The sequence below is a fragment of the Micromonospora sp. URMC 103 genome (assembly GCF_051386435.1).
Lineage (GTDB): Bacteria > Actinomycetota > Actinomycetes > Mycobacteriales > Micromonosporaceae > Micromonospora.
Genome location: NZ_JBPQTR010000005.1, coordinates 1,717,689 through 1,743,089, shown reverse-complemented (window position 1 = coordinate 1,743,089; position 25,401 = coordinate 1,717,689). Strand labels below are relative to the sequence as shown.

Genomic DNA, 25,401 nt, shown 5'->3' with positions numbered 1-25,401 from the left:
ATCGGCAGCCAGTAGAACGGAATGAACGCGGCGATCACCGCCACGCCGAGGACGGGATGCCAGATGCCCACCAGCGTCCCGGCCGCGACCCAGAGTGGCGCGGGCGAAACCTCCTGCTGATCGCTCGGGCGCCGGCGTCGTCGATGCTGGCCGCCAGCAGTCGACGACCGCGCCGCGCGTACTCCCAGATCACGTTGAACAGCACGGCCGCCACCCCGTAGGCGATCCCGTAGAAGGCGACGGCGGTCCGTTGCCCGTGACCGGACTCGAACGCCTCGGCCAGGACGGACGCGACGAACGGCAGGAACGCTATCTGCATCAGCAAAAGCGTGTTGAGGAGCAGCACCAGACGGTCCGCCGAATGCAGGTGGTCGAACATGACGTGGTGGTTCACCCACATCTGCCCGATGAGCAGGAAGGTGACGGCGTACGCCAGATACGAGGGCCAGAGCGCGCCGAGGCCGTTCAGCAGGTGGCGGGGTGTCCTGAGGCGGACGGATCTCCAGGACGAGCAGCGTCACCGCGATCGCGATGACCGCGTCGCTGAAGGCGACGACCCGACTCGGATCCCGTTCCGCCCCGACGGGGTTGCGGGACCGGCCCCCGTCGACCGGGGCGTAGGTGCCGCGTGCCGTACGGAACCAGCGCATCAACCTCCTCCACGACGTGTGGCCGGACCTCCCGGTCGGCCCACGAGCCTTCCCACACCGGACCGCGCCAAACGCGGGTCCGGCGCCGGCCGGTGCGACCGCTTCCCGAACTGGTTGTCGTTACGCAACTCTCATGTCATGTTGACCGCGCTGTGACGGCAGTCATCGATATTTGCATCGAACCGGCGTGACATGAGAACGCCAGGCGTCGCGGGGGTGACGGTGATCGATCGCAGGAGCACGGGTGGAGCCGCCCGGCACGAGCGTGGGGCGACGCCGCAGGGTCGCACCAGCGTCGGCGTAACTGTCGCACTCGCGGTGTTGGCGGTCCCGCTACTGCCGATCCTGTGCCTGTCGGGCATTGCACTTGTCGTGGCCATGGCTCCGTCCGAGCCCTGCGCACCCCCGTTGGTGCAGGACCGGTCGGACTGCGGGCCCGAGCCGCTGGCCATGCTTCCGACCGCGTTGCTTGCGGGCGCCTACGCCACGGTGGCCGCTGTCGTGGCCTTCAAGGCTGGCCTGCCGCCCTGGATGCGGATCCTCGCCCTGTCCGTGGCGCCGTTGGCCGCCGCGCCACTTCTCTGGGCGCTTTTTGTCTATCGCCCCTACTGAGATCACGCTCTGCAGGGCGGGAGCGTGCGGTCGCCGCTTGCGGCACGACGCACTAGGGGTAGCGGGCGGCTCCTGCCGGGGACGGGTGTCAGCGGCGTGGCCGCACCAGCCCCGCGTCGAACGCCGCGATCACGAGCTGTGCCCGATCTCGGACGGCCAGCTTCGCCATCAGGTGCGTGATGTGCGTCTTCACCGTCTTCACCGAGATGACGAGGGCGGTCGCGATGTCATCGTTCGACAGGCCGCCGCCGATCAGCGTGAGCACCTCGACCTCACGGTTGGTGAGGCGCCGCAGCGCGGGCGTCGGCCTGTCCGATCGGGGCGCCGTGACGTAGTGGGCCACGAGCCGGGTGAGGATCGACGGCGCGAACAGGGACTCACCACGGTGGGTGCGGCGGATCGCCTCGATCAGCTCGTCGGGGCGGGCGTCCTTGAGCAGGAAACCGGATGCGCCCGCGTGCAGCGCCTCGTAGACGTACTCGTCGAGCTCGAACATGCTCAGGACCAGGACGCGGGCATTGGACAGTGCCGGGTCGGCGCAGATGCGACGGGTGGCGACGAGGCCGTCGAGGTGCGGCATCCGGACGTCCATCAGGATGACGTCGGGGCGGGTGGTGCGGGCGCACGCCACGGCGTGCGCGCCGTCGCCGGCCTCGCCGACGACGGCCAGGTCCGGCTCGTTCTCAATGATCATGGCGAGGCTGTGTCGCAGCAGCGCCTGGTCGTCCACCAGGAGCACCCGGATCGCGCTCACGCCGCGTCGTCCCGGATCCGCGCGGTGATGCGGAAGCCTCCGTCGACGTGCTCCGCCGACAGCGTGCCGCCGAGGCCGCCGACCCGCTCCCGTAAGCCGGCCAGCCCGTGGCCGGCGCCCGGCGATGCCCGCCATCCGTCGACCGGGCCGGTGTCGGCCACCGTGACCACCACGTACGTCCCGTCGCGATCCACCCGCACCCCCACGTCCGTCGGTCCGGCGTAGCGCGCCGCGTTGCTGAGCGCCTCCCGCACGATCTTGCAGACGGCGACCTGTACGCCCTGTGACACCGGGCCGAGCGGCGCGACCGTCAGCCGTGTCCGGAGCCCGGCGAGCGACGCCTTGTGCACGATGCCCGGCAGATCCTCGAGGTTGTCCAGCGGCGCGCGGCGGCCGGCGGCCGACGGTTCACGCAGGACCGTGAGCATGCGGCGTAGCTCGGCTGTCGCGTGCCGGCTCGCGTCTTCGATATCGGTGAGAGCCGCCGCCACCTCGGCGGGCTTGGGCAGATGCCGGGTGGCCGCCGCGCGGACGGTGATCAGACCCAAGCCGTGCGAGACGATGTCGTGCAGGTCGTGGGCGATCCGCAACCGCTCGGCGAGCACCGCCTCGGACGCGGCCCAGGCCGTCAGCCGCGACTCGTAGGCGGCTCGGTCGGCGCGTGACCGCCGCACGGCCCAAACCGCGGCCGCGACAGCGCCGCCGACCATCACCGGCGGCAGTACGACCGCGAGCGGGCCCTGCGCGCCGACCGTGCACATGGCCATCCCCAGCACGCTGATCACCACGGCGGACACCGGCACGACCGTGGACCGCCCGGCGGGGCGCGGATGCGCGTTCACCACCCCGACTGTAGTTCTCAGACCAGGGTCTGACGGTCCACGGACCGACGCCGCGGTCGAGATCCGAGGGCGGTCCGATGTGTCGGGGCCAGGGAGCCGCTTGACTCGATTCATGATCACGATCGATCGCATCAGCAAGACCAAGAGCAGGACGCAGATCCTGTACGACGTCACCTTCGAGGCCCGGCCCGGCCGGGTCACCGGCTTCCTCGGGCCGAACGGCGCTGGCAAGACGTCGACGCTGCGTATCCTGCTCGGCCTCGACCGCCCGCAGAGCGGGACCGCGCTGGTCTGCGGACGCCCGTACCGGAAACTCGACCGTCCGCTCACGAAGGTCGGCGCGCTGCTCGACGGTAGCGGCGCCCACCGGGCCCGCACGGCCCGCGCCCACCTGCGCTGGGTAGCCGCCAGCAACGGCCTGCCCGACTCCCGGGCCGACGAGGTGCTGGAGGTCGTGGGCCTGACGGGCGACGCACGCAAGCGCGCCGGCCGCTTCTCACTCGGCATGAGCCGCCGGCTCGGGCTCGCCACCGCGCTGCTCGGCGACCCCGAGGTGCTGGTCCTGGACGAACCGATCAACGGCCTCGACCCGGCCGGGATCCGCTGGATGCGCGAGTTCCTCCGGGACAGCGCAGCGCAGGGCCGGACGGTCCTGCTCTCCAGCCACCTGATGGGCGAGCTGGCGGAGATCGCCGACGACGTCATCGTGATCGACAAGGGCCGCGTCGTGATCCAGGGCGAACTCGCCGAGGTGACCGGCGACCACGGCACGCTCGAGGAAGCGTTCTTCGCGCTGACCGCCACCGAGGCGGGTGCCCCGTGGTGAGGCTGGTCCGCGCCGAACTCCGTAAGCTGCTCGGCCTGCCCACCGCCTGGGTCGGCCTGGTGCTGGGCACGCTGGCGGCACCCGTGATAGTCCTGCTGAACGCGCCCTACACCCGCCGCGCGATCGCCGCCGGCACCCTCACCGACACGTCCGACCTGGGCCTACGCGACCTGGGTATCGGCCTCATCGGTCCGATGGTTCTCGGCGTGGTCGTGCTGAGCAGCGAATACACGTCCACGGGTAAGGACGCCCCCGGCGCCCGGCAGCTCACCGCGACCCTCGCCGCCGTGCCCGACCGGATGCGCCTGCTCGTGGCGAAGACCAGCGCGCTCGTCCTGGTCGTCGCCGCGCAGGCAGCGGTCACCGCGGCCGCCACACTCACCCTCACCCACGTGCTGCACGGGGAACACGCGCCGGTGCCCGCCCCGGCGCGGGTCGCCGCCGCCATCCTCTACTGGACGCTGACCGCACTACTGGCGTACGCGATCGCGTTGATCACTCGCAACGGCATCGTGCCGCTGACGCTACTGGTCATCAACAGCTCCGTCGTCTCGGTGTCGTACCTGCTGACGAAGGTCACCGACCTCGCCTCCTACCTGCCGGACATCGTCGGAGCGCAGATGTTCATCCGCAGCACCGACTTCCCCGTCGAGGTCGCGCCACTGATCGCCGGACTGGTGATGACAGCCTGGGTGGCCGCGTTACTGGCGGTCGGCGCCGTCCTGTTCCAGCGGCGGGACGTATGACCGCCGTCCGGGCTGAGCTGCGCAAACTGCTGACCCTGCCGTCGCTGCGACTGACCGCACTGCTGACCTGGAGTGCCAACCTGCTGCTGACGCTCGCGTACGCGTCCACCGAGTCCCGTGGTGAGCCGTTCGACGACGCCGCCGCCCTGGCCCCTCTCGGTTACACCCAGGCCGGCTTCCTGGTCCTCGGCGTGCTGGCGGCCGCGTCCGAGTACCAGGAGGGCGACCAGATCCGTACGACGCTGCTCGCGATGCCCCGGCGTTTGCCACTGCAGGCGGTGAAGGCCCTCGCGCTGGCTGCTCTGACGATCCCGGTGGCCGCCGCAACGGCGGCCACCAGCACCCTGCCGGCCGGTGCGGCCGCATGGATGCCTGCCGCGACCGCGTACCTGACGCTCACCACGCTGCTCGGCGCGGCAGTCGCCGTCGTGGTCCGCGGGGCGGTGCCGGCCGTGATCGTGCTGCTGGGTCTGTACTTCATCGCGGGCCCGGTGCTGCGCGCCCGGTTCGGCGCCAGCGCCGCCTACCTGCCGGACACCTCCGCCTCCGACCCGTCGCAGGGCGCCGTTGCCACGATCATTTGGCCACTCTCCGCCCTCGTGCTCGCCGCTCTCACCTTCCGCCGTCGCGACGCTTGACACCGAGCCGAGTCGGCGCATCCGCGGGCTCCGGCCCGCCGGAGGCGGCGGAAGGGCCGCGGCCCTCAGTTTGCGGCAAACCTCCCCGCGTCGGCCTCGGTTGCGGGCACGATGGGATGGATTCGCCCAGCGACACGGTGAGCGGGGGGTCGGCCGTGAACGACGGACTGGTGACCAGGCGGAGCGCCCACGATGTCGGAGAGACGGTCTCCGCGCTACGGGCTGAGGCGGAACGCGTGGGCGCCGCGGTGGCGGCGGTGGTCGATCATGCGGCGGCCGCTCGCAAGGTCGGGCTCAGTATGCCCGACACACAGGTGATCATCTTTGGGAACCCGCAGGCGGGCACCCCGCTCATGCAGGCCTGCCCCGAGATCGCCATCGACCTTCCACTGCGACTCATGGTGCGGGACGACGGGCAGCCCGGCTCGCTGATCACCTGGCAGGACCCCGCGTACCTCGCCCAGCGGTACGGACTGGGCGAGGATCAGCTTGCACCCCTGAACGCCCCGGCCAAGATCGCCTCCGTGGTCGACGGAGGCTGAGACGACCTACTTGCCACCGCCGGACCAGGCACGGTGAGGTGCGGGCATGGGCAGCGGTCACAGGAGCCCCAGGGCCGCGAACGACCGCAACCTGGTCGAGCACGAAAGGCGAGCGGGAGGGCGACCCGGTTTAGCTCGTCGGCTAAACACCGGTGACGGCCCGGGCGGTGCGGGCCTACCTCGACGTCGCCTTCTTCCACCCGTAAGACGACGGGGCGAACAGTCCCGCGCTGGCGGGGAGGGGCAACGGCCAGCGTCCGGCCAGCTGAGTCGATGACGGCCGGGTTCTGAGCCGTCGCTCGGCGCCCGCTTCGACGGACGAAAGGCGGCAGTCACGGCTACGTGCACCTGCCGCGACAGATCGATTGCGCTGGCGGGTCATGCTGAGGCAACCTGAGCAATGGCCGAATGGAGGGGACCATGACGATGTCTTGGCTCTCGATCGTCCTGGGCGGCGTAGCGCTACTGCTCGCGGTCACGTCGGCCGTCGTTGTCGTGCGGCGCCGCCGGCTGGCCCGCGCATCGTTGACGCGTGACCCCGTCATCGAGAACGCGCGGCGAGCTATGGCCGAGATGCAGGACCAACGTCGGCGCTCCAGCAAGGGCACGATCCGGCGCGAAGGCGGCGGTGGAAACTCGGGCACGATGTATGACACTGCATACGGCTCGGACACCTCCGCCGGAGCGTAGTCGGTTCGACGTCGCTCGTCGTCACGGCTTGGAGAGGCGCCATGTCGCTTCGACGATGTCGTAGCACCATGGTCGCGGAGCCGTTGCGAAGGAAAGCCGAACCGGGTGCGCGATGGGCACTGTGCCACCTGGACAGCCCGCGTGACAGCCGCCATTGAGACTCGTCCGGGATGGCTCTCCACTCCTTCCCGTGTGGGAACGAAAGAGGGTCTACGACTGTCCGACGAGGAGAGGAGATTCTGCTCCGAGGGTTCCTGTCGTCTACCGCCTTCGACGGGGACCGCGACGGTGCGCCAGCGGCACAATGATCCGATGCGCGCCGACGAGGCCCAGACGTGGCAGCTACTACGGGCATACGATGACCCCGACCACCTGGAGTTCCCTGCGGACTACCGCCATGACCGTGTCAGCGCGCGATTCAACCGGCTTGCTGAAAGGCTCAACGCGGCGTTCGGTGGCCAGTGCATCGCCGACCCGACCCAGGACGCAAGTTTCCACGGCATGATCACCATTCCGGTCCTGGCCAGTGAGACCGGCCGCCAGCTGCACGTCGTCATCAGCAACTTCGGGGACATGGCTGTCTTGGCCGTGGACAGCCCAGGTGAGTGGGACGACCAGGAGACTGCCGATCTGCTGCACCCCGGCGACGCCGACGTCATCCATCGTGCTCTGGATGAACTCGGCTACACCCTGATCCGGGCGGGCCCTCTGTGGCAGCGGTATGACGGCGCGGTCACCTACCTCCGTGAACGGCCGGCCGCATGGTGGCTCCGCTACTTCGACTACATCTGACGGCGCGATCGGCGCCGGCGGTCAGACCCCGCCCCGCCGACGCCTCCGCTCGATGTCCTCCTGGACCTCCGGATCCCAGAGGGAGGCGTTCCAGTCCTCGGGCTGCGGCTCCGCAGGCAGCGGCACTCCGACGATCTGTGCCCTGCTCCGCAGCTGCTGCGGCTGGCTTCGTGGAGGATCATCGGTGGCGGCTGGCGGGTTGGCCAGCCAGCGCCCGAGCCTGCTGCGGGTGATCAGCGCGCCGATGATGAGCAGGATCGCCCCGGCTGCCCGTGCGAGATGAAAGCCCGCCGGGGTCTTCATCGGCAGGAGGTACGACAGGAACAGAGTGAGGCCTCCGCAGGTGACCGCCCAGTTCCGGACGATCGCGACGGGGCATTGGTGGGAATCGACGAAGCGCTTCGTCAAACCGGACCAGGCCAGGAACGCGAAGAAGAGAGCCAACGGCACTGCGATCGACAGGACCGTGACCGCCTGGCTGCTTGGCGGCGTGACCAGATCGGCGACGATCGCCGCACGGACCAGGGAGAGTCCTGCGAACAGCGCGGCGAGCGCCAGCAGCGCCCAGAGGGCTGCTTGCCAACGCGGCGGCAGGGTCGCTACCTGAGCCCGAGCGCTCACACAGGCATGGCCCTGTCCCACATGATCAAGCTGAGTCCCGCACGTCGAGCAATTCACGATCGGCCGTTCCCCCCGCGTTAGCTGTCACCGCCGGAGCAGGCTAGTGGAATCGCGAAGACCGGACCAGCCTGTCGTGTGGTCGATTTGGCCAGCGGGGCGCGAGCCAGGCGCTGCCCGTCAGCGGACGGGAGCACTATCGTTCTGGCGTGCACATCCGTTTCGACGTCCCAGCCGATCCCGCCTACCCGGGCCGCGTGGCCGCCGCGCTCGCCAGTGTTCGACTGCGCAAGTACGGTTACATCGGCGCGGTGCTGGCGGCGGTCGGTGCGATCGGTTTCGCCGTCTCGCGCGGGATCGCGGTGGGCGATCGCCTCCTACCACTGTGCATGGCGCTGGTCGTGGCCGGCGTGCTGTCGATGCTGTACTCGCCGTGGGTGCGGTTGCGCGCCCGGCGCCGCTCCAGTCGTTACGCGGTCGAGGGCGCCTACGACATCACCGACGACAACATCATGATGCGCAGCGGCTCAGAGTCCGGCGGCATCGCCTGGGACGGGGTCGCCCAGGTAAGGGACACCCCCGAGTTCTGGATCGTGTACGTCGGCCGGATGCCGGCGACGGTGATCCCACGCCGCCTGATGTCCCCCGAGGACGCCGAGACGTTGCGAGCCTATATGGCGAAGCGTGGCCTGCTCCGGCTTCGGTGAATGTATGCCCGGACCAATGTGAACCGCCAGCCGGTCAAAGATCGGGCTCGCCTCGGCCTATGTCACCGCCATCGTCAGAGCTCTACAACTCCTCGGAACCACCTGAAAGGTGCAGGCAACTGCCGTGCGAGGGCCGTCGGGTAGGGCCTGCCCCACCGGCGATCGTCCCGCTCACCGGCTGTCGTCCGGACAGACCGCTTCATAGGGTCGCAGGAAAGGCATCGACACGTTCCTGTCTGTTCCGGAGGTGGTCACGTGAATTTCTCCATCGAAAACCCGCCCATCAGAAATCGAGCGCCATCCGGGACGCTCTCCCGGATCCTCGACGTCGACGCATTACGCGCCGTGGCGCTCTTCTTCATTCTGGTCGTCAACATCGCCTTCTTCGCCTCCGGCTATTCCTTCCATCTGATTCCGGATCCCGCGCACGACTCGTGGGGCGACCAGGCGGTCCGGTGGCTGGTCGAGCTGCTCCTGGCGATGAAGGCGTACCTGCTCTTCTCCTTCCTGTTCGGCTACAGCTTCACGCTCCAGCTCGACTCCGCCGCGCGGCGCGGCGTCGATTTCGCCCCACGGTTCCGGCGACGGCTGACCGGGATCTTCGTGCTCGGCGTCCTGCACGCGGTGCTGCTGTTCCAGGGCGACATCCTTACCACGTACGCCCTGCTCGGTCTGGTCCTGCTCGCCATGCGGAGAGTCGGCGTCAGGACCGCGCTGCGCGCCGCCGTACTGCTGACCGGCGCGATCGGCTTCGTCCTCGCACTCGCCGCCACGGGTGGGACGCAGCTGGTCGCCGATCCGGCGGCGGCCCTCGCGGCGGGCCAGCGGTCCACCGAGGCACTGCAGGGCGGGATCGGCTCGGTGGTCGCCGAGCACGTACGCCAGCTGCCGGCCATGGTCGGCACGCTCCTCGTCCAGGGGCCGCTCGCCCTCTCGGCCTTTCTCTTCGGTTACGCGGCCGGGCGGCGCCGGCTGCTCACCGACGTCGTCGGGAACCGGCAGCTCCTGCGCCGGGTGCAGCAGCTGGGCTATCCGGTCGGCCTGGCCGGCGCGGTGATCTTCGCATCGGGCGGAGGCACCGCCAACCTGACCGGGCTGGCGGCGGGCGTGCTCACTGCGCCGCTGCTCGCGGCCGCGTACGCCGCCACCCTGCTCCAGTTCTTCCAGACCGACCGGGGACGGCGGGTCGCCGCCGTACTCGCGCCGGCCGGGCGGATGTCCCTGTCGAACTACCTGGGTCAGTCGCTGCTCTGCGTGCTGGTCTTCACCGGCGTCGGGCTGGGCCTCGCCGGTGCCGTCACACCCGCGGTCGTCGTACTCATCGCGGTCGCGATCTACTGTGTGCAGCTCGCCGTCAGCGCGGTGTGGATGGCCCGGTTCCGGTACGGACCGTTGGAGTGGCTGTTGCGGGCCTGGACCGAGCAGCGGTGGCTACGGCTGCGGGCCGCGGACCCGGCATGACGGTCCCGGCGGGGCGGATTGCCGGCCCGGGCCCGGTGCAGCATCAATCGGATTGCCGCGCCGGGCCCCGGCTGCGCGCGGTATCCGCCGGCTCGGCGATCGTCCCGTAGACGATGGCGATCCGGTCGACCGGCCGGCGGCACACCGAGCCAGCCCGGTGAACGGGAAAGGTGATCGTCCCCAGCCGACGAACGCGGGGTTGCGAGATTGAGACACCCATCAGAGAGGACGAAGTGAGCAGCCAGTACATCGTCATCACCGGCGGACCCGGAGCCGGCAAGACCACGCTCATCGACGGCCTGCGGCAGGCCGGATACGGCTGCGTCGGCGAAGCGGGACGACAGATCATCCAGGACCAGATGGCGATCGGCGGCCGGGCGCTGCACAACGGGGACTCACGGCTGTTCGCCGAGATCATGCTCAGCTGGGAGATCCGCTCCTATCGCCAAGCCAGCCAGCTTGTCGGACCCGTCTTCTTCGACCGGGGGATTCCGGATCTGGTCGGCTACCACCTTCTGCTCGGCCAGCCCGTTCCGGCGCACGTGACGGCTGCGGCGCAGCTGTTCCGCTACCACCAGCGTGTGTTCGTCGCCCCGCCCTGGCCGCAGATCTACACCACCGACAGCGAACGACACCAAGACCTTGCCGAAGCCGTGCGTACCCATGACGCCATGGTCGCCGCCTACACCCAACACGGGTATGAACTCAGCACCCTGCCGCGCAGCGATGTCGCCGCCCGCGTCGAATTCGTCCGGCAACGCACAGCAGCCGTCGATCGTGGATCTCCCGGGTCGCCTCGCCCACGCTCCTCCGGGTTACGAGACGTCTCTGAGTGATGAGTTGTCGCGCCCGTACCCGTCACACCTACGAAGGGACACGACGAGGCGGAAGGATGACGTGATGAGTGCGGACACGCGGCTGGGGGAGCGGGGCGGGAGCGGTCTCGGCGAGGTCGACGAGCGGGCGTTCTCGGGGCTGGCGGAGCGGCACCGTCGGGAGCTGCACGTGCACTGCTACCGGATGCTCGGATCGTTCGAGGACGCCGAGGACACCGTGCAGGAGACGTTCCTCCGGGCCTGGCGGCGGCGGGAGACCTTCGAGGGGCGTTCGACGTTCCGGGCCTGGTTGTACCGGATCGCCACCAATGCCTGCCTGGACCTGCTCGCCAGGTGTCGCCCGGCGCCCGCCGTTGGCGGCGAGGTGCTGTGGCTGCAGCCCTACCCGGACCGGCTGCTCGACGAGCTGCCCGCGGGTGACGCGGACGAGCCGGAGACCGTCGCCGTCGCGCGGGAGACGATCGAGCTGGCGTACCTGGTCGCAGTCCAGCACCTCGCGCCGCGCCCGCGGGCCGTGCTGATCCTGCGGGACGTGCTCGGCTGGCCGGCGAAGGACGTCGCGGAACTCCTCGGCGACTCGGTCAACTCCGTGAACAGCGCCCTGCAGCGGGCCCGCGCCGGGATGCGGAAGCACCTGCCCGCCGAGCGGCAGGACTGGACCGGAGGCGAGGAGGACGCCGGCACGCGTGAGCTGGTGCGTCGCTTCACCGACGCCAGCGTTGCCACCGACATCGACACGCTCGCGACCCTCCTGCGGGACGACGTCCGCTGCTCGATGCCGCCCACGCCGGGCCTCCACGTCGGCCGTGACGCGGTGGTGCGGGACTGGACCGAGAGCGGCTTCGAGGGCCTGGGGCGCCTGCGTGCCGTTCCCACCTCGGTGAACCGGCAGCCCGCCGTCGCCTTCTACCTCTGGCGCGAGCGGGAGGGTGCGTACCTGCCGCTGACCATCGACGTACTGCGCATCACCGGCGGCGCGATCAGCGAGATCACCATCTTCCACGACGACCAGTTCCCGCGCCTCGGGCTGCCGGAGCGCCTGCCGGCGTACGGCACGAAGTAGTCCCGGCGCGCGCGCCGCGCGCGTCCGCGCCCTGCCGACCCGGGCCGTCGTACGGCGAGGGTGCGCGTCGCCATCCCAGGGTCGTCACGCGCCCAGTCGACACAGCACCCCAGGCCAGTTGTGGAAGTGATGGAGGAACCGTATGAGCAGCATGGATGGCACCGGGAGCGTCGCGGGCCCGGCAGCGGGCCGGACCAGCCGTACGCACCGACTCCGCGGGGGGCTCACCGGCACCGGCTTCGTCGCCACGCTCGCAGCGATGGTGGCCACCACCCTCGGCGCCGCGCTCGCCCGGGCCGCGGGCGTCGACTTCGAGGTGCCCGATGGTGGTCAGACGATCCCGTTGTCCGGGTTCGCGGTGGTGACCGGCTTCTTCTCGGTCGTGGGCGTCGTCATTGCCGTCGCCCTTTCCCGGTGGAGTGCCCGCCCCGCCGACCGATTCCTGCGGACGGCGGTGGCGTTGACCGCGATCTCGCTGGTCCCGCCTCTCCTCGCTGGGGCGGACACTGCCACCACCAGCGCCCTCCTCGGGCTCCATCTCGTCCCCGCGGCGGTGATGATCCCCACCCTTGCGCGGAGCCTCCGCACCCGGACCGGGTCACGGTGAGCGCGCGGGGCGGGAGAGGGTCGCCGGTAGTCCTCCGATCGGCGAGGCTGGTGCGTGACCGCTTCCGTCCACTGACAGTCCCACGGCGCGTGCCGGCGCCGAGTTCGGAGTTCCCGCAGTGCTCTTCGATGTCACCCGCAGCGAACTCGTCGACGTCTTCGGCGAGGATCGGCTCGCGACCCTGCCCGCCACCGCCTTCCCGCCCGCCGTCGCGGACACCGAGGGCGGCCGCCTGCTGGGGACCGTCGGCGTTCCCACGGGGACGCTCCGGCTGCGTGTGCCCGACGAGGATTCCGGCCGGCTGCCCCTCGTCCAGGACGTCGTGCACATCGAGGACATCGAGGAAGCCTCGGCGGACGCGGGCGAGTGGCCCGTCATCGGCTGGCTGCTCAACGCCCACCTCGCCCTCGACCCCGGTTCCGGCACGGTGTACGCCTTCGACGCCGACGAGTCGATCGTGCAGGCGCTCCACACGGACGTCTCCTCCCTCGTCGAGGTCACCGCCGGGTTCCAGCGCCTGCTCAAAGAGTTCACCTTCAGCGGCGCCGACGAGGAAGCCGACTTCGAGCGCCTGGAGCGCGAGGTCGAGCGTGTCCGCCAGGAGACGAGCAGGATCGACCCGCTCCCCTTTCAGGACGACGAAACCGTCTGGTCGGTGGTCGGCGACGAGATCGCCGCGGGCCGGCGTTTCACGGCAGGCAGCCCGAAAGCCCGCTCGCTCTACGGCTGATCGCCGGCCGACGTCGCCCAGGGGCCGCGCGGCCCGCGCGGTGTCTGGGCGGAGATGAGGAACGTGTCGAATTGGCGAGAACGGGCCCGGCTCTTCACCGGATGGTCGCGCCTATGCTGATCGAAATCCCCGGAAGAATTCGCGGATGTCGCGCACGAGAAGCTCCGGCTGCTCCATCGCGGCAAAATGGCCCCCGCGATCGTGCTCGGTCCACCGTACGATGTTGTTGCTCCGCTTGGCGATGTGCCGCAGGGGGATGAAATTGTCCTGGGGAAACACGGCCAGCCCGGTCGGGGTCGCCGACGGTTCGGGCGGCGAACCCCAGTACGGCGCATGCGCCCGCTCGTAGTAGATGCGGGCCGACGAGCCGGCGGTGCCGGTCAGCCAGTAGAGCATGACGTTGGTCAGAAGGTGGTCGCGGTCCACGGCGTCTTCGGGCCGGTCGGGGGAGGAGTCGCTCCACTCCGCGAACTTCTCCGCTATCCAGGCCAGTTGGCCGACCGGTGAGTCGGTCAGCGCGTAGGCGAGTGTCTGCGGGCGGGTGGACTGGATGTCGGCGTAGCCCTGACGGTCGCGCATCCACTGCTGGGTGCGCTGCCAGGACGCGAGCGTGCGTTGGCGCTCCTCCGGCGTGAGCGAGGCCAGCTCCTCCGCCGTCGGCTCGCTGACCGCGTGTGCGCCCGGCAGGAGATTCAGGTGTACGCCGATGACGTGGTCGGGATGCCTGCGGCCCAACTCTCGGGAGATTGCCGCGCCCCAGTCGCCGCCCTGCGTGCCGTAACGCGAGTAGTCCAGGCGGGCCATCAGTTCAGCGAGAGCGTCCGCCACTCGGTGGTGTTCCCAGCCGGGCTCGGTCGTGGGCCCGGACAGCCCGAAGCCGGGGATGTGGGGCAGCACGAGGTGGAACGCGTCGGTCGGCTCGCCTCCGTGGGCCCGGGGATCCGTCAGCGGCGCGGCGATCTGCGTGAACTCCACGATCGAGCCCGGCCAGCCGTGGATGATGACCAGTGGGAGGGCGTCAGGCTCGGGTGAGCGGATGTGCGCGAAATGGACCGTGGCCCCGTCGATCGTGGTCGTGAACTGGGGCCACTGATTGAGCGTCGCCTCGGCGGCCCGCCAATCGTAATCGTGCCTCCAGTAGCGGACCAGCTCCATGAGATAGGCCCGCGGGACGCCGTAGGACCAGCCCACCCCGGGTAGTTCGTCCGGCCAACGAGTGAGGTCGAGACGCTGATGCAGTTCGTCCAGATCGCCCTGCGCGACGTTGAGGCGGAACGGGCGGAACGGGTTGTCGGAAGAAATCGTCATCACCTGGGATCTTATGCCAGGCTCGGCACAGACTGGCGTGGGCGGGCGGGAGCTGACAGGGGAATCCCTGGCCACCGCCCGGCCACTCAACAAACCGCGGGAAACGTTTCTGGCCGATGCGCGGGCGCGGTTTTCCGCTCGCCGGGAGGCCGGAAAAGGGGCGCGCGCTGCTGGGGTCAGGCGGCCGCGTCCAGTCGCGCGCGTAGCTCCTCCGGGAGCACCAGGGCGGCGCCGTGGAGGGCCTCCTCCAACTGGGCGACGTTGCTGACGCCCACTATCGGCGTCACCGCGGGAGCGCCTCCCGTGAGCCAGGCGAGCACTACCTGGTTGCGGGTGACGCCGAGCTCGCCGGCCACCTCGGTGAGCGCGGTCAGCCGCCGCGCCGTGCCCGGATGGTCGTACGCCTCGGGCAGGGGACGGTCGTCGCGGGTGTAGGAGCCGTTGAGCAGCGGGGTGTAGGCCCACAGGGCGAGTTCGCCGTCCGAGCTGACGTAGTCGAGCACCTCGTCCGTCACCCAGCCGAAGCGGTGGCTCTGGTCCGGGACGGTCGCGCCGGGACGCGGTTGGAGATAGGAGTGCCGCAGCTGCAACGCGGTGTAGCCGGGCCACCCGTTGGCCTGCGCGATGCCGCGGGCGCGCTCCACCCGCCAGAGAGCGTGGTTGGACGCCCCGAGGCGCCCCACGGTTCCGGCCTTGACGAGCTGCGCCAGCTCGTACCCCGTCTCCTCCTGCGGCACCGACCGATCCTCCATGTGGGTCCACAGCAGGTCGACGCGATCGGTACGCAGGCGGTGGAGGCTGCCCTCGACGGCCGTTCGGATGGCGGACGCCGAAAGTCCTTCCCGGTTGGCCGGCCAATCGCCGGCGCCGACCGGCTGGGCACCCACCTTGGTGCTGAGAACCACGCGGTCCCGCAGGCCGGGACGCCCGGCCAGCCAGGCGCCGATCACCCGCTCGCTGTGCCCGCCGGCTTCGTCCGGATCCGACCAGAACGCGTAGCAGTTCGCGGTGTCGATCACCGTGCCGCCGGCGTCGACGAACCGGTCGAGCAGATGGAACGCGGTCCGTTCGTCGACGTCGCTGCCGAAGCGCATCGCCCCGAGGGCGAGGTTCACCTGTGCCATGACATGCCTCTTTCGTTCGTTCACGATGAGCGGGGGTTGGGTCGGTCGCGATCGGCAGCCGGGGGATCGGCGAGGGCGTGCACGCCGGCGCGAATCCGTTCGACGTCCATCTGCTGGTACTGGCGGAGATAGTCGATGACGTCGGCGCGGAGCGCGGTGAAGACGACGTGGGCGAGGTATCCGGCGTCGACGGTGGGCCGTACGGCGTAGAGGCGATCGGTCAGTTCGGCGATCCAGAACTGGCTGGCCGGATTGGCGTAGTAGGCGTACGGCCCGTAGTGCTCCAGCGCCCGGATGAGCGTCCGGTTGTCCAGGACGAAATCCAGCAGGGCGTCGAGGTACGCGTGGAGGCGCGCAGCCGCATCCCCTCCGGGGCCCAGCGGGGGTTCGCCACCTCGGACGCGGTCCTGCAGGGCGGCGACGCGTGGCGCGATGAGCGCGTCGACCAGCCCCAGGAGATCGCCGAAGCGGCGCATGACAGTGGCCTTGCCGACGCCGGCGGCCTGGGCGATGCGCTCCAGGCTGACGTGGCCGAGGTCCTCCCGCCGGAACAGCGCTTCCGCGGCGTTCAGGACGGCAGCCCGGTTACGGGCAGCGTCGGCGCGTTCCGCCACAGCACCCTCCTTGCCTATGTGGACCGGTGGACCGTATCGTACCGGACCGTCGGACCGTTTAGCGGATCCGGTCCATGAACGCCAAATTGTGAGGAACCATGCACCAACGCCGCTGCCGGGCAGTCGCCTTCTCCGAGTACGGCACCGCCGACGTTCTGCGGATGGTCGACCACGCGGTGCCCGAGCCGGGGCCGGGACAGGTCCGGATAGCGGTGCGCGCCGCGGGTGTCAATCCGATCGACTGGAAGATCCGTAGCGGCGCCATGGCGGACGTGATGCCGCTGCGACTTCCGGCAGTTCCCGGTGTCGACGTGGCGGGCGTGGTCGAGCACCTGGGGCCGGGTGTCACCGCATTGGCCGTCGGAGACGAGGTGTTCGGCAAGGCGGTCTCCGGGAGCTACGCGGAGCTGGCGGTGGCGAACCTCGATGCCCTCGCCGCGAAGCCCGCCGCGATGTCCTGGGAGGTGGCGGCCGCCCTACCCGTGGCCAGCACCACGGCCTTCCACGCCTTCGCCCCACTCGGCCTGTCGGAGGGTGAGACGATCCTGATCGACGGAGCGGCCGGTGGCGTGGGGAGCGTCGCAGCCCAGATCGCCCGGCACCGCGGGCTCACGGTGATCGGCACGGCCAGTCCGCACAATCACGACTACCTGCGTTCCCTCGGCGTCATTCCCGTCGCCTATGGCGCCGGGCTGGCCGCGGGCGTCCGCACCGTCGCCGCACACGGTGTGGACGCCGCTGTGGACGCGGCCGGACAGGGCTCCCTCCGCGCCTTGCTGGAGTTGACCGGGAACGCGGATCGGGTGATCAGCCTCGCCGACCCGTCGGCGGAGTCACTGGGCGCGCGGTTCGTTTACGGCGAGCCCGACGACATGAGCGGCATCCTGACGGAAGTGGGGGCGCTGGTGGCGGCCGGCGCGATCACGGTCCTCGTCGCCCGCACCTATCCCTTGGCCGACGCCGCTGCCGCCCATCGCGACAGCCAGTCGGGGCACGTCCGCGGCAAGCTGGTCCTGGCACCCATCTGATTGGCCAGGCCCGTTCTCCTTCTGCCGGTGACCGCACAAAAGACGGTGTGTCGGTGGCCCGAGCCCGGCCGGCGCGAGACGTGCGGGTTGACCATCCGTGACACGGGTATCGGGGCAGCATGCCACTACCCAGCTGGGTCAGGACCGGCGCGGCGGTCGCGGCGACGGCCGTCGCCGGCAGCGTGGCCACCAACCCCTCGTCCGGTTGGTACCAGCGGCTGCGTAAGCCTCGCTGGCAGCCGCCGGCGGCGGCCTTTCCCCTGGTGTGGACCCCGGTGTACGCGCTGATCGCGGTGGCCGGCGCCCGCGTCCTCGACCGCAGCAGCGGCGCGGAACGCGCGGCGTTCGCGAGGGCCTACGCCCTGAACCTGGCGCTGAACGCCGGCTGGACCGCGCTGTTCTTCCGCGCCCGTAGGCCGGCGGCCGCCCTGGCCGAGATCACCGCGCTCAACGCGTCCAACCTCGTCGTGCTGCGGCTCGCCACTCGCACCGACCGCGTCGCCGGTGTCGCGCTGGCTCCGTACGCCGCGTGGACCGTGTTCGCCACCGCGCTCAACGGGGCCATCGTCCGCCTCAACCGTGCCAGTTGCCCGTGCTGACGAACGGTGGCTCTGAGCGCGGTCACCCCACGATCCGGTAACGCACCGTCCTCGTTTCCTTGCGGTCGGTAGTTCGGCCCATAGCGTGCCGCTCCTCTGTCTCGTTTCGCCCTTCGGATGCGTGGACCGAGGTCCGCGCACCGACACGCGATTGAGCTGAACGGGGGAAACGCGAATGGGATCTGTCCGGCGACGACTGTCGGTCGTATCGGTGGGGTTACTGGTGGCCGGCGTGGCCGGTCTGGCGCTGGCATCGCCGGCGCTCGCGGCCCCGGGCGACGCGGCCGCGCGGGGCGTGGTCCTCGACCTGGTGGGGGACCCCGGTGACGAGTCGGTGCAGGCCCAGGGCACGTTCGGAAGCGTGACCGCCCCGCCCGGTGGCGGTACGGACGACGAGACGTCGGTGGACGTCATCCTCTCCGATCCGGAGAACGTGGCCGCGACCGGCACCGTCGCGGAGGTCACCGCCACCCGCGGGCCGACCACATCCTCCGCCTCGTCCCAGCTCGCCGACTTCACGCTGGGCGTGCTCGGCGTCGAGGTGCTGGACGTCTCCGACTTGGGGGTCACCGCCCAGTGCCGCGCCGGAAACACCAGCGCCGGGGCCACCGGCGAGGACATCGCGGTCTTCGGTCAGCAGATCACCATCCGTGACACGGCACAGGAGTTCACCACGGGCGTCACCGTCACCGGCCTGACCGACGCCACGTTGCGCGCCGTCGTGGACCGCCAGCTCACCGGCACGCCGAACAACGTGATCGGGATCAACGTACGCGCGCAGCTCTCCGTCTCCGGCTTCGACGGCGCCGAACCGGTGCGGTTCTCGCTCGGGCAGGTGATCCTCGCGGAAGCGTCCTGCCAGAGCCCGCAGGTGGTGTCGCCCACGGCGTCGACGATCTCGCCGGGTTCCGGCCCGCGATCGGGTGGCCAGCCGGTGACGATCACCGGCACCGGCTTCGTGCCGAACGCCACGACGGTGACGTTCGACGGCGTGGCCGCGACCGACGTGGTCGTGGCCGCCGACGGGACGTCGCTGACGGCCGTGACCCCACCGGGAACGGTGGGCCCGGCGGCGGTGGTGGTCACCACGCCCGGTGGCTCGACGCCCGCGTTGACGTACACCTATCAGGCCGACGGCGCCGGCGTCGAGGTGACCGGCCTGACGCCGGGGGAGGGGCCGACCTCCGGCGGCACCGTCGTGACCGTCCGGGGCAGCGGGTTCGTCCAGGGCCGGACCACGGTGGAGATCTGCGGACGGACGATCCCCGCCGGTGAGGTCACCGTCGCGGCGGACGGCCGGTCGTTGACGTTCCGCACACCGCCCTGCACGGCGGGCAGAGCCGGCGTCCGGGTGACCACGCCGGGCGGCACGTCGAACGAGGTCGGGTTCGACTACCAGGCGATCCTGCCCGTCACCGCCGACTCGCTGGGCCTGCCCGTCGCGGCCGGCCTCACCATGCTGCTCGGCGGTGCGGTGCTGCTGCTCGCGGCGCGCCACCGCCCGCGGCGCGTCTGACCGGCCCAGCCCAGCCGTGCCCCGGAGTCGATGCCGGGGCGCCGCCCGGGTCGCTCGGGTGGCGGGAAGTTCCCGCCACCCGGGCGGCAACCGGCGAGGTCACGACGCTTGTGCGGCGACCCGCCCGGGGCGGCGAACGGGCGGTACGGCTCAGCCGACCAGCGGACGGCTGACGACGCTGTCGGTGCGGCCGCTCAGCTCCCGGTCCAGGGTTTCCTGGGCGTCACGCATCGCCTCGGCGTACCGCGGTTCGGCGAGTCGCCGCATGCCCACCTCGGGCGCGACGTCCTCGACCACCGCGCTGATCCACCAGATGTTGCCGAACGGGTCACGCACCCGGCCGCCCCGCTGGCCGAAGGCGTGGGTGGCCGGCGCGGTGACCACGCGGGCTCCGGCGGCGACCGCGCGCTCCGTGGCGGCGTCGGCGTCGGTGACGAAGACCCGTAGCAGAGACGGCATGGCCGGCCAGTCCGGCCGCTGGTCGAAGGCGAGCAGGACGGTGTCGCCGACGCGGATCTCGGCGTGGCCGATGGTCCCGTCCTCGAGCCGTACCCGGCCCGTCTCGACGCCGTCGAACACCACGGCGACGAAGTCCAGCAACTGCCCGGTGTCGGGCGTGACGATCCACGGCGCGACGGTCGTGTAACCGGTGGGTGCGATGGTGCTCATGGTCGAAACTCCCTCTGTCGAAGCGGTCGGCGCCCACCGTAGGGGCCGTATAGGTCGGAGCCCGTCCTAGTCGTACGGCAGGATGGCGGCCGTGTCCGACGCGCGCGCCCGGCTTCTGTCCCTGCTGTCGCTGCTGCAGACCCCTCGGCTGTGGCCGGGGAGTGAGCTGGCGCGGCGGCTCGGCGTGTCGGGTCGGACGGTGCGGCGCGACATCGACCGGCTGCGCGAGCTGGGCTACCCGGTGCACGCCGAGCAGGGCGGGCTGGGTGGGTACCGGCTGACGGCGGGCGCGGCGATGCCGCCTCTGCTGTTGGAGGACGACGAGGCGGTCGCCGTGGCCATCGGGCTGCGTACGGCGGCGGTGCAGGCGGTGGCCGGTGCGGACGAGGCGGCGGTCCGGGCACTGCGCAAACTGCTGCAGGTCCTGCCGGCCCGCCTGCGTCGCCGGGTCGACACGCTGGCCTCTTCCACCGTGACCCACCCGTTCTCGGCGGCCGCGGAACCCGTGGACCCTGACGCCCTGGTCCAGGCCGCTGCCACCATCGCCAACCACGAGCGGCTGCGGTTCCGGTACCGGGACGAGGGCCGGCACGTCGAGCCGCACGCCCTGGTGCCGGCCGGGCGGCGCTGGTACCTGCTCGCGTTCGACCTCGATCGCGACGACTGGCGAACCTTCCGCCTGGACCGAGTCACGGAGCCCACCGCGACCGGCGCCCGAGCGGTCACGAGGGAGGTGCCCGGCGGGGACGTCGCCGCCTTCGTCGCGAACCAGGCCCTGCAGAAGGCCCCGACGTACGCGGCGGACGTGGTGATCCACGCATCGGCCGCGCAGGTGGTGGACCGCCTCGGCGCCCCGCCGCCGGGCACCCTGACCGACCGGCCGGACGGCACATGCCGCTGGCTCGCGCCACCGGACACGCCCGAGTGGCACGCGCTCCGGCTCGCGTCGATCGGTCTGCCGTTCGCGGTCAGCGATCCGCCGGAACTGGCCTCCCACCTCCGATCGACCGCCGCGCTGTTCCGGGCTGCCACGGCGGGACACGGCCGACCCGGGACCCGCTCAAAGCAGGCCGGAGTGCCCGCCGGACGGGCGCGACCGCCCCGTCGAGGTGGGGTGGGCCGGTAACCTCGGCCTCGATCGCCGGCCCGAGAGTCCGCAGGCCCGCCGTCGGCCTCCGTCCGTGCCCGCACTATCGTCGAGGCGACCGCTCTGCGCCGAAGTGTCCGGGTTGCGGCCCGAGCGAAACTTGAACAATTCCAAAAGAGTGGACTATGTTTACCGCATGACGTCCGACTTCGAGGCGCAGCTCCGCGCGGCCTCGTTGCGCGTGACACGGCCCCGGTTGGCGGTGCTCACCGCGCTGCGCGACCATCCCCACGTCGACACCGACACGGTGATCGCGCTCGTGCGGGCGGACCATCCCTCGGTCTCCCACCAGGCGGTGTACGACGTGCTCCGGGCACTCACCGACGCCGGCCTCGTGCGGCGCATCCAGCCGGCCCGTGCGACCGCGCGATACGAGACGCGGGTGGGGGACAACCACCACCACGTCGTCTGCCGCTCCTGCGGCGCGATCGCCGACGTCGACTGCGCGGTGGGCCATGCTCCCTGTCTCACCGCCTCCGGCGACCACGGGTTCGTGGTCGACGAGGCGGAGGTCGTCTACTGGGGCACCTGCCCCGACTGTGCGACCGACCGCACCTCCCAGAGATCCGCCAGTTCGGAAGGAAGTAGATGAGCGACCAGGACTACACCCCCTCCAGCGCGCAGGGTGTGGACAAGAAGGAGGCGGCCGGCTGCCCGGTCGCGCACGACTCGGTGACCGCGCAGGGCAGCGAGAGCGAGAACCCGGGGATCCCCTCGCCGACCCCGAAGACCGGTGGGCGCCCGCGCACCAACCGGGACTGGTGGCCCAACCAGCTCGACCTGTCGGTGCTGCACGCCCACTCGCCGAAGGGCAACCCGCTGGGCGAGAACTTCAGCTACGCCAAGGAGTTCGCGAAGCTCGACGTCGAGGCCCTCAAGCAGGACATCGTCAAGGTCCTCACCACCTCGCAGGACTGGTGGCCGGCCGACTTCGGCCACTACGGCGGCCTGATGATTCGGATGAGCTGGCATGCGGCGGGCACCTACCGCATCCACGACGGTCGCGGCGGCGCCGGCGACGGCGCGCAGCGGTTCGCCCCGCTCAACAGCTGGCCGGACAACGCCAACCTCGACAAGGCCCGCCGCCTGCTGTGGCCGGTCAAGCAGAAGTACGGCCAGAAGATCTCGTGGGCCGACCTGCTCGTGCTGGCCGGTAACGTCGCGCTGGAGTCGATGGGCTTCAAGACCTTCGGTTTCGGCTTCGGCCGGGAGGACGTCTGGGAGCCCGAGGAGATCTTCTGGGGTCCCGAGGACACCTGGCTCGGTGACGAGCGCTACGTCGGCGAGGCCGAGATGGCGCCCGAGGTCGGCGCGACCGAGATGGGCCTCATCTATGTCAACCCGGAGGGCCCGAACGGCAACGCGGACCCGCGGGCGGCGGCGTACTTCATCCGGGAGACCTTCGGCCGGATGGCCATGAACGACGAGGAGACCGTCGCCCTCATCGCCGGCGGCCACACCTTCGGCAAGACCCACGGCGCGGCTCCCGCCGAGAACCACGTGGGCCCGGAGCCCGAGGGCGCCCCGCTGGAGGCGCAGGGCCTGGGTTGGCTGAGCAGCCACGGCAGCGGCAAGGGCCCGGACACGATCACCAGCGGCCTCGAGGTGACGTGGACCGACGTGCCGACGCAGTGGAGCAACCGCTTCTTCGAGATCCTCTTCGGCTTCGAGTGGGAGCTCACGACGAGCCCGGCCGGCGCGAAGCAGTGGGTCGCCAAGGACGCCCCGGAGATCATCCCGGACCCGTTCGACCCGTCGAAGAAGTACAAGCCGACGATGCTCACGACCGACCTGGCGCTGCGCTTCGACCCGACGTACGAGAAGATCTCGCGCCGCTTCCTGGAGAACCCCGACGAGTTCGCGCTCGCGTTCGCCAAGGCCTGGTACAAGCTGCTGCACCGCGACATGGGTCCGGTCGAGCGCTTCCTCGGGCCGTGGGTCGCCGAGCCCCAGCTGTGGCAGGACCCGGTGCCGGCCGTCGACCACGAACTCGTGGGTGACGCCGACATCGCCGCCCTCAAGGCGAAGGTCCTGGAGTCCGGCCTCACGACCGCCCAGCTCGTGTCCACCGCCTGGGCCTCGGCCGCCAGCTACCGGTCCACCGACAAGCGCGGCGGCGCCAACGGCGCGCGGATCCGGCTCGAGCCGCAGCGCAGCTGGGAGGTCAACCAGCCCGAGCAGCTCGCCACGGTGCTGGAGACCCTCGAGGGCATCCAGCGGGAGTTCAACGCCGCCGGCGGTGCGAAGATCTCGCTCGCGGACCTGATCGTGCTGGCCGGGTCGGCCGCGGTCGAGAAGGCCGCGCGTGACGCCGGCGTCGAGGTGACCGTGCCCTTCCGGCCGGGCCGCACCGACGCCAGCCAGGAGCAGACCGACGTCGAGTCCTTCCGGGTCCTCGAGCCGCGCGCCGACGGGTTCCGCAACTACCTGCGGCCGGGGGAGAAGACCCAGCCGGAGGTGCTGCTCGTCGACCGCGCCTACATGCTCAACCTGACCGCGCCCGAGATGACCGTCCTCGTCGGCGGCCTGCGCTCCCTCGGGAACAACGTCGGCGGTACGCAGCACGGCGTGCTCACCGACCGGCCGGGCGTGCTCACCAACGACTTCTTCGTCAACCTGCTCTCCCCGGGCACCCGGTGGAAGGCGTCGGAGTCCGAGGAGCACGTGTACGAGATCCGGGACCTGGCCACCGACGAGGTGAAGTGGACCGCCACCGCGGTCGACCTCATCTTCGGCTCCAACTCCCAGCTGCGGGCTCTCTCCGAGGTGTACGCCAGCGATGACGCGCGTGAGAAGTTCGTGACGGACTTCGTCGCGGCCTGGACCAAGGTCATGGAGCTTGACCGGTTCGACGTCGCCTGACGTAGCTCAAACGGCGAGCCCCGGTCGATCCGCGAGGATCGGCCGGGGCTCGCCCCATCAGACTTCGGTGCGGAACCGGGCATCACCGCTGGCGACGCCAGTTGTCCGACACCGCGGAAGTCGTCACCCGAGCTTGGCGAGGTCGATGAAGAACCCGGGGTAGGTCTTCGCGACACAGCCGGGGTTGGCGATCTCGATTCCGCCGCTGCGGAGACCAAGCAAGGACAGGCTCATGGCCATGCGATGGTCGTCGTAGGTCGCGAACCTGGTAGGTGTCGGGACGCCGGGGTGGATGGTGAATCCGTCGTCGTGCTCGACGGCGTCGATGCCGGCCCGACGCAGTTCAGTCACCATGGCGGCGATGCGGTCGGTTTCCTTGCCGCGGATGAACCCGATGCCGCGTACCCGGGTGGGAGCGTCGGCGAAGACAGCCACGGCGGCGAGCGTCTGTGCCGTGTCCGAGGTGTCAGCCATGTCGACGTCGATGCCCCGTAGGGTTCCGCTGCCGGTGACCGTCAAGTGGGTGCCGGTGCGCTCGACCCGTGCACCCATGCGGCCCAGGAGATCGGCGAAGGCGACATCGCCCTGGATGCTGGCGCTGCCCAGGCCGTCGACGGTGATCCGTCCTCCGGTGATGGCGGCCGCCGCGAGGAAGTACGAGGCGGCGCTCGCGTCGGGTTCGATCACATAGTCGGTTGCCCGGTATCTGCCCGGCCCGACCCGTAGACCGTCGACGTCCACCCCGAACGCCGCCATGACCGCGGCAGTCATCGTGACATACGGCACCGACACCAACGGAGTGGTCAGCTCCACGTGCAGCCCGTCGTGCATCAGCGGCCCGGCCATGAGTACGCCGGACAGGAACTGGCTGGACAGGTGCCCGGGCAGCCGAACCCGGCCGCCTCGCAGGGGCCCGGTCACCGCGACCGGCAGTAGCCCGGGCTCCCGCAGCTCCTCCACCTGTGCACCCAAGCGACGCAGCGCCTCGATCAACGGTCCGAACGGGCGAGCACGTAGCTGGGCGCTACCGTCGAGGACGGTCCGGCCTGGCCGTAGCGCCGCGGCGGGCAGGATGAATCGTGATGTGGTGCCGGACTGCCGTGCATTGACGAGGGCGGCGTCCGAAAGATGGCGCGGATCAACGCCGGTCACCGCCACGGTGCCCGTTGCCTCGTCGGCGACGGCGACCGCGCCGAGCGCCGACACGGCATCGATCATGGCTCTGGTGTCGTCGGCGAACAGCGCCCCGGACAGGGTGCTGTGGCCAGCGGCCAGTGCGGCGCACAAGAGCGCCCGGTTGGTGATGCTTTTCGAGCCGGGTGGCCGCACCGTCACAGTGGGTGGGACCGGTATCGGCGTGATGGCGAGAACATCGGGAAGCTCTTCTGCGACGGACGGCATGGCACCAGTCTCCCGCAGG

Annotated in this window: 28 protein-coding genes and 1 pseudogene; 19 read left to right on the top strand and 10 right to left on the bottom strand. The window is 70.7% G+C overall.

The window, feature by feature from the left end:
• Positions 1 to 34: 34 nt before the first annotated feature.
• Together ACSNOA_RS21140 and ACSNOA_RS21135 are read right to left on the bottom strand one after the other, a co-directional pair.
• Complete coding sequence (locus tag ACSNOA_RS21140; RefSeq protein WP_436662393.1) at positions 35 to 436, bottom strand: TMEM175 family protein; 402 nt, start codon at positions 434 to 436, stop codon at positions 35 to 37.
• A 55-nt stretch (positions 437 to 491) separates the two neighbouring features.
• Positions 492 to 650, bottom strand: a pseudogene (locus ACSNOA_RS21135) (TMEM175 family protein); the annotation flags it as partial.
• Positions 651 to 866: 216 nt separating this feature from the next.
• On the opposite strand from ACSNOA_RS21135, the gene ACSNOA_RS21130 reads away from it, so the two are divergent.
• Complete coding sequence (locus ACSNOA_RS21130) at positions 867 to 1,262, top strand: hypothetical protein (protein WP_436660784.1); 396 nt, start codon at positions 867 to 869, stop codon at positions 1,260 to 1,262.
• Between the two features lie 88 nt (positions 1,263 to 1,350).
• Here the strand turns inward: ACSNOA_RS21130 and ACSNOA_RS21125 are convergent, their stop codons facing one another.
• Positions 1,351 to 2,016 carry a response regulator gene (locus tag ACSNOA_RS21125; RefSeq protein WP_436660782.1) on the bottom strand — a complete coding sequence of 222 codons (666 nt, stop codon included), beginning with the start codon at positions 2,014 to 2,016 and terminating at the stop codon, positions 1,351 to 1,353.
• Positions 2,013 to 2,858, bottom strand: coding sequence for a sensor histidine kinase (locus tag ACSNOA_RS21120; RefSeq protein ID WP_436660781.1), 846 nt, complete (start codon positions 2,856 to 2,858; stop codon positions 2,013 to 2,015). The genes ACSNOA_RS21125 and ACSNOA_RS21120 overlap by 4 nt, the downstream gene beginning before the upstream one ends.
• A 112-nt stretch (positions 2,859 to 2,970) precedes the next feature.
• Here ACSNOA_RS21120 and ACSNOA_RS21115 point away from each other — a divergent pair, with 112 nt between their 5' ends.
• The 6 genes from ACSNOA_RS21115 to ACSNOA_RS21090 all read left to right on the top strand — a co-directional run bounded on the left by ACSNOA_RS21115 (position 2,971) and on the right by ACSNOA_RS21090 (position 7,092).
• Positions 2,971 to 3,684 (top strand): ABC transporter ATP-binding protein, encoded by a 714-nt coding sequence (locus ACSNOA_RS21115; protein WP_436660779.1) that lies wholly within the window; start codon positions 2,971 to 2,973, stop codon positions 3,682 to 3,684.
• Positions 3,681 to 4,430, top strand: a complete 750-nt coding sequence (locus tag ACSNOA_RS21110) for a hypothetical protein (protein ID WP_436660777.1) — start codon at positions 3,681 to 3,683, stop codon at positions 4,428 to 4,430. The genes ACSNOA_RS21115 and ACSNOA_RS21110 overlap by 4 nt, the downstream gene beginning before the upstream one ends.
• Positions 4,427 to 5,068 carry a hypothetical protein gene (locus ACSNOA_RS21105; RefSeq protein WP_436660775.1) on the top strand — a complete coding sequence of 214 codons (642 nt, stop codon included), beginning with the start codon at positions 4,427 to 4,429 and terminating at the stop codon, positions 5,066 to 5,068. Before ACSNOA_RS21110 ends, ACSNOA_RS21105 begins: the two co-directional genes overlap by 4 nt.
• A 116-nt stretch (positions 5,069 to 5,184) precedes the next feature.
• Positions 5,185 to 5,610 (top strand): DUF302 domain-containing protein, encoded by a 426-nt coding sequence (locus ACSNOA_RS21100; protein ID WP_436660773.1) that lies wholly within the window; start codon positions 5,185 to 5,187, stop codon positions 5,608 to 5,610.
• A gap of 420 nt (positions 5,611 to 6,030) precedes the next feature.
• The gene (locus tag ACSNOA_RS21095; protein ID WP_436660771.1) at positions 6,031 to 6,300 is read left to right on the top strand and encodes a hypothetical protein; all 270 of its coding nucleotides are present in this window, start codon (positions 6,031 to 6,033) and stop codon (positions 6,298 to 6,300) included.
• A 312-nt stretch (positions 6,301 to 6,612) separates the two neighbouring features.
• On the top strand, positions 6,613 to 7,092 hold the full coding sequence (locus tag ACSNOA_RS21090) for a hypothetical protein (RefSeq protein WP_436660769.1): 480 nt from the start codon (positions 6,613 to 6,615) through the stop codon (positions 7,090 to 7,092).
• Positions 7,093 to 7,113: 21 nt separating this feature from the next.
• On the opposite strand, the gene ACSNOA_RS21085 is transcribed toward ACSNOA_RS21090, so the two are convergent.
• Complete coding sequence (locus ACSNOA_RS21085; RefSeq protein ID WP_436660767.1) at positions 7,114 to 7,713, bottom strand: hypothetical protein; 600 nt, start codon at positions 7,711 to 7,713, stop codon at positions 7,114 to 7,116.
• Positions 7,714 to 7,919: 206 nt separating this feature from the next.
• Between ACSNOA_RS21085 and ACSNOA_RS21080 the strand changes: the two genes are divergently transcribed.
• From ACSNOA_RS21080 to ACSNOA_RS21055, 6 genes are all read left to right on the top strand, one after another.
• Positions 7,920 to 8,417 carry a YcxB family protein gene (locus tag ACSNOA_RS21080; RefSeq protein ID WP_436660765.1) on the top strand — a complete coding sequence of 166 codons (498 nt, stop codon included), beginning with the start codon at positions 7,920 to 7,922 and terminating at the stop codon, positions 8,415 to 8,417.
• 255 nt (positions 8,418 to 8,672) lie between these two features.
• Positions 8,673 to 9,878 (top strand): DUF418 domain-containing protein, encoded by a 1,206-nt coding sequence (locus ACSNOA_RS21075; RefSeq protein WP_436660764.1) that lies wholly within the window; start codon positions 8,673 to 8,675, stop codon positions 9,876 to 9,878.
• 233 nt (positions 9,879 to 10,111) lie between these two features.
• Complete coding sequence (locus ACSNOA_RS21070; protein ID WP_436660762.1) at positions 10,112 to 10,714, top strand: AAA family ATPase; 603 nt, start codon at positions 10,112 to 10,114, stop codon at positions 10,712 to 10,714.
• Positions 10,715 to 10,778: 64 nt separating this feature from the next.
• Positions 10,779 to 11,777, top strand: coding sequence for an RNA polymerase subunit sigma-70 (locus ACSNOA_RS21065; protein WP_436660761.1), 999 nt, complete (start codon positions 10,779 to 10,781; stop codon positions 11,775 to 11,777).
• 142 nt (positions 11,778 to 11,919) lie between these two features.
• Entirely contained in the window at positions 11,920 to 12,384 is a 465-nt protein-coding gene (locus ACSNOA_RS21060) for a DUF6069 family protein (RefSeq protein WP_436660759.1), read from the top strand.
• A gap of 118 nt (positions 12,385 to 12,502) precedes the next feature.
• A complete protein-coding gene (locus tag ACSNOA_RS21055) occupies positions 12,503 to 13,114 on the top strand; it encodes an SUKH-4 family immunity protein (RefSeq protein ID WP_436660757.1) in 612 nt (203 codons plus the stop codon).
• A 111-nt stretch (positions 13,115 to 13,225) separates the two neighbouring features.
• On the opposite strand, the gene ACSNOA_RS21050 is transcribed toward ACSNOA_RS21055, so the two are convergent.
• The 3 genes from ACSNOA_RS21050 to ACSNOA_RS21040 form a co-directional block, all read right to left on the bottom strand.
• Complete coding sequence (locus ACSNOA_RS21050; protein WP_436660755.1) at positions 13,226 to 14,422, bottom strand: epoxide hydrolase family protein; 1,197 nt, start codon at positions 14,420 to 14,422, stop codon at positions 13,226 to 13,228.
• 176 nt (positions 14,423 to 14,598) lie between these two features.
• A complete protein-coding gene (locus ACSNOA_RS21045; RefSeq protein ID WP_436660753.1) occupies positions 14,599 to 15,546 on the bottom strand; it encodes an aldo/keto reductase in 948 nt (315 codons plus the stop codon).
• Positions 15,547 to 15,566: 20 nt separating this feature from the next.
• Complete coding sequence (locus tag ACSNOA_RS21040; protein WP_436660752.1) at positions 15,567 to 16,160, bottom strand: TetR/AcrR family transcriptional regulator; 594 nt, start codon at positions 16,158 to 16,160, stop codon at positions 15,567 to 15,569.
• Positions 16,161 to 16,258: 98 nt separating this feature from the next.
• Here ACSNOA_RS21040 and ACSNOA_RS21035 point away from each other — a divergent pair, with 98 nt between their 5' ends.
• The 3 genes from ACSNOA_RS21035 (at position 16,259) to ACSNOA_RS21025 (ending at position 19,303) form a co-directional block, all read left to right on the top strand.
• Positions 16,259 to 17,188, top strand: coding sequence for an NADP-dependent oxidoreductase (locus tag ACSNOA_RS21035; protein ID WP_436660751.1), 930 nt, complete (start codon positions 16,259 to 16,261; stop codon positions 17,186 to 17,188).
• A gap of 119 nt (positions 17,189 to 17,307) precedes the next feature.
• A complete protein-coding gene (locus tag ACSNOA_RS21030) occupies positions 17,308 to 17,787 on the top strand; it encodes a TspO/MBR family protein (protein WP_436660749.1) in 480 nt (159 codons plus the stop codon).
• A gap of 211 nt (positions 17,788 to 17,998) precedes the next feature.
• Positions 17,999 to 19,303 (top strand): IPT/TIG domain-containing protein, encoded by a 1,305-nt coding sequence (locus ACSNOA_RS21025; protein ID WP_436660747.1) that lies wholly within the window; start codon positions 17,999 to 18,001, stop codon positions 19,301 to 19,303.
• 150 nt (positions 19,304 to 19,453) lie between these two features.
• Here ACSNOA_RS21025 and ACSNOA_RS21020 read toward each other — a convergent pair whose 3' ends face one another.
• The gene (locus ACSNOA_RS21020) at positions 19,454 to 19,972 is read right to left on the bottom strand and encodes a VOC family protein (protein WP_436660745.1); all 519 of its coding nucleotides are present in this window, start codon (positions 19,970 to 19,972) and stop codon (positions 19,454 to 19,456) included.
• A gap of 91 nt (positions 19,973 to 20,063) precedes the next feature.
• Between ACSNOA_RS21020 and ACSNOA_RS21015 the strand changes: the two genes are divergently transcribed.
• The 3 genes from ACSNOA_RS21015 to katG all read left to right on the top strand — a co-directional run bounded on the left by ACSNOA_RS21015 (position 20,064) and on the right by katG (position 23,981).
• Positions 20,064 to 21,098, top strand: coding sequence for a helix-turn-helix transcriptional regulator (locus tag ACSNOA_RS21015; protein ID WP_436660743.1), 1,035 nt, complete (start codon positions 20,064 to 20,066; stop codon positions 21,096 to 21,098).
• A 157-nt stretch (positions 21,099 to 21,255) separates the two neighbouring features.
• Positions 21,256 to 21,711, top strand: coding sequence for a Fur family transcriptional regulator (locus ACSNOA_RS21010; RefSeq protein ID WP_436660741.1), 456 nt, complete (start codon positions 21,256 to 21,258; stop codon positions 21,709 to 21,711).
• Positions 21,708 to 23,981, top strand: coding sequence for a catalase/peroxidase HPI (gene katG / locus ACSNOA_RS21005; protein WP_436660739.1), 2,274 nt, complete (start codon positions 21,708 to 21,710; stop codon positions 23,979 to 23,981). Before ACSNOA_RS21010 ends, katG begins: the two co-directional genes overlap by 4 nt.
• Positions 23,982 to 24,104: 123 nt before the next feature.
• Here katG and aroA read toward each other — a convergent pair whose 3' ends face one another.
• Positions 24,105 to 25,382 carry a 3-phosphoshikimate 1-carboxyvinyltransferase gene (aroA, locus tag ACSNOA_RS21000; RefSeq protein WP_436660737.1) on the bottom strand — a complete coding sequence of 426 codons (1,278 nt, stop codon included), beginning with the start codon at positions 25,380 to 25,382 and terminating at the stop codon, positions 24,105 to 24,107.
• Positions 25,383 to 25,401: the final 19 nt, after the last annotated feature.

Bases quoted from the DNA above. Each gene is read 5' to 3' on its own strand.
- ACSNOA_RS21030 (WP_436660749.1), top strand. From the start codon at position 17,308: ATGCCACTACCCAGCTGGGTCAGGACCGGCGCGGCGGTCGCGGCGACG.
- aroA (WP_436660737.1), bottom strand. From the start codon at position 25,382: ATGCCGTCCGTCGCAGAAGAGCTTCCCGATGTTCTCGCCATCACGCCG.
- ACSNOA_RS21050 (WP_436660755.1), bottom strand. From the start codon at position 14,422: ATGACGATTTCTTCCGACAACCCGTTCCGCCCGTTCCGCCTCAACGTC.
- ACSNOA_RS21060 (WP_436660759.1), top strand. From the start codon at position 11,920: ATGAGCAGCATGGATGGCACCGGGAGCGTCGCGGGCCCGGCAGCGGGC.
- ACSNOA_RS21100 (WP_436660773.1), top strand. From the start codon at position 5,185: ATGGATTCGCCCAGCGACACGGTGAGCGGGGGGTCGGCCGTGAACGAC.
- ACSNOA_RS21035 (WP_436660751.1), top strand. From the start codon at position 16,259: ATGCACCAACGCCGCTGCCGGGCAGTCGCCTTCTCCGAGTACGGCACC.
- ACSNOA_RS21010 (WP_436660741.1), top strand. From the start codon at position 21,256: ATGACGTCCGACTTCGAGGCGCAGCTCCGCGCGGCCTCGTTGCGCGTG.
- katG (WP_436660739.1), top strand. From the start codon at position 21,708: ATGAGCGACCAGGACTACACCCCCTCCAGCGCGCAGGGTGTGGACAAG.
- ACSNOA_RS21105 (WP_436660775.1), top strand. From the start codon at position 4,427: ATGACCGCCGTCCGGGCTGAGCTGCGCAAACTGCTGACCCTGCCGTCG.
- ACSNOA_RS21115 (WP_436660779.1), top strand. From the start codon at position 2,971: ATGATCACGATCGATCGCATCAGCAAGACCAAGAGCAGGACGCAGATC.
- ACSNOA_RS21045 (WP_436660753.1), bottom strand. From the start codon at position 15,546: ATGGCACAGGTGAACCTCGCCCTCGGGGCGATGCGCTTCGGCAGCGAC.
- ACSNOA_RS21095 (WP_436660771.1), top strand. From the start codon at position 6,031: ATGACGATGTCTTGGCTCTCGATCGTCCTGGGCGGCGTAGCGCTACTG.
- ACSNOA_RS21020 (WP_436660745.1), bottom strand. From the start codon at position 19,972: ATGAGCACCATCGCACCCACCGGTTACACGACCGTCGCGCCGTGGATC.
- ACSNOA_RS21090 (WP_436660769.1), top strand. From the start codon at position 6,613: ATGCGCGCCGACGAGGCCCAGACGTGGCAGCTACTACGGGCATACGAT.
- ACSNOA_RS21065 (WP_436660761.1), top strand. From the start codon at position 10,779: ATGAGTGCGGACACGCGGCTGGGGGAGCGGGGCGGGAGCGGTCTCGGC.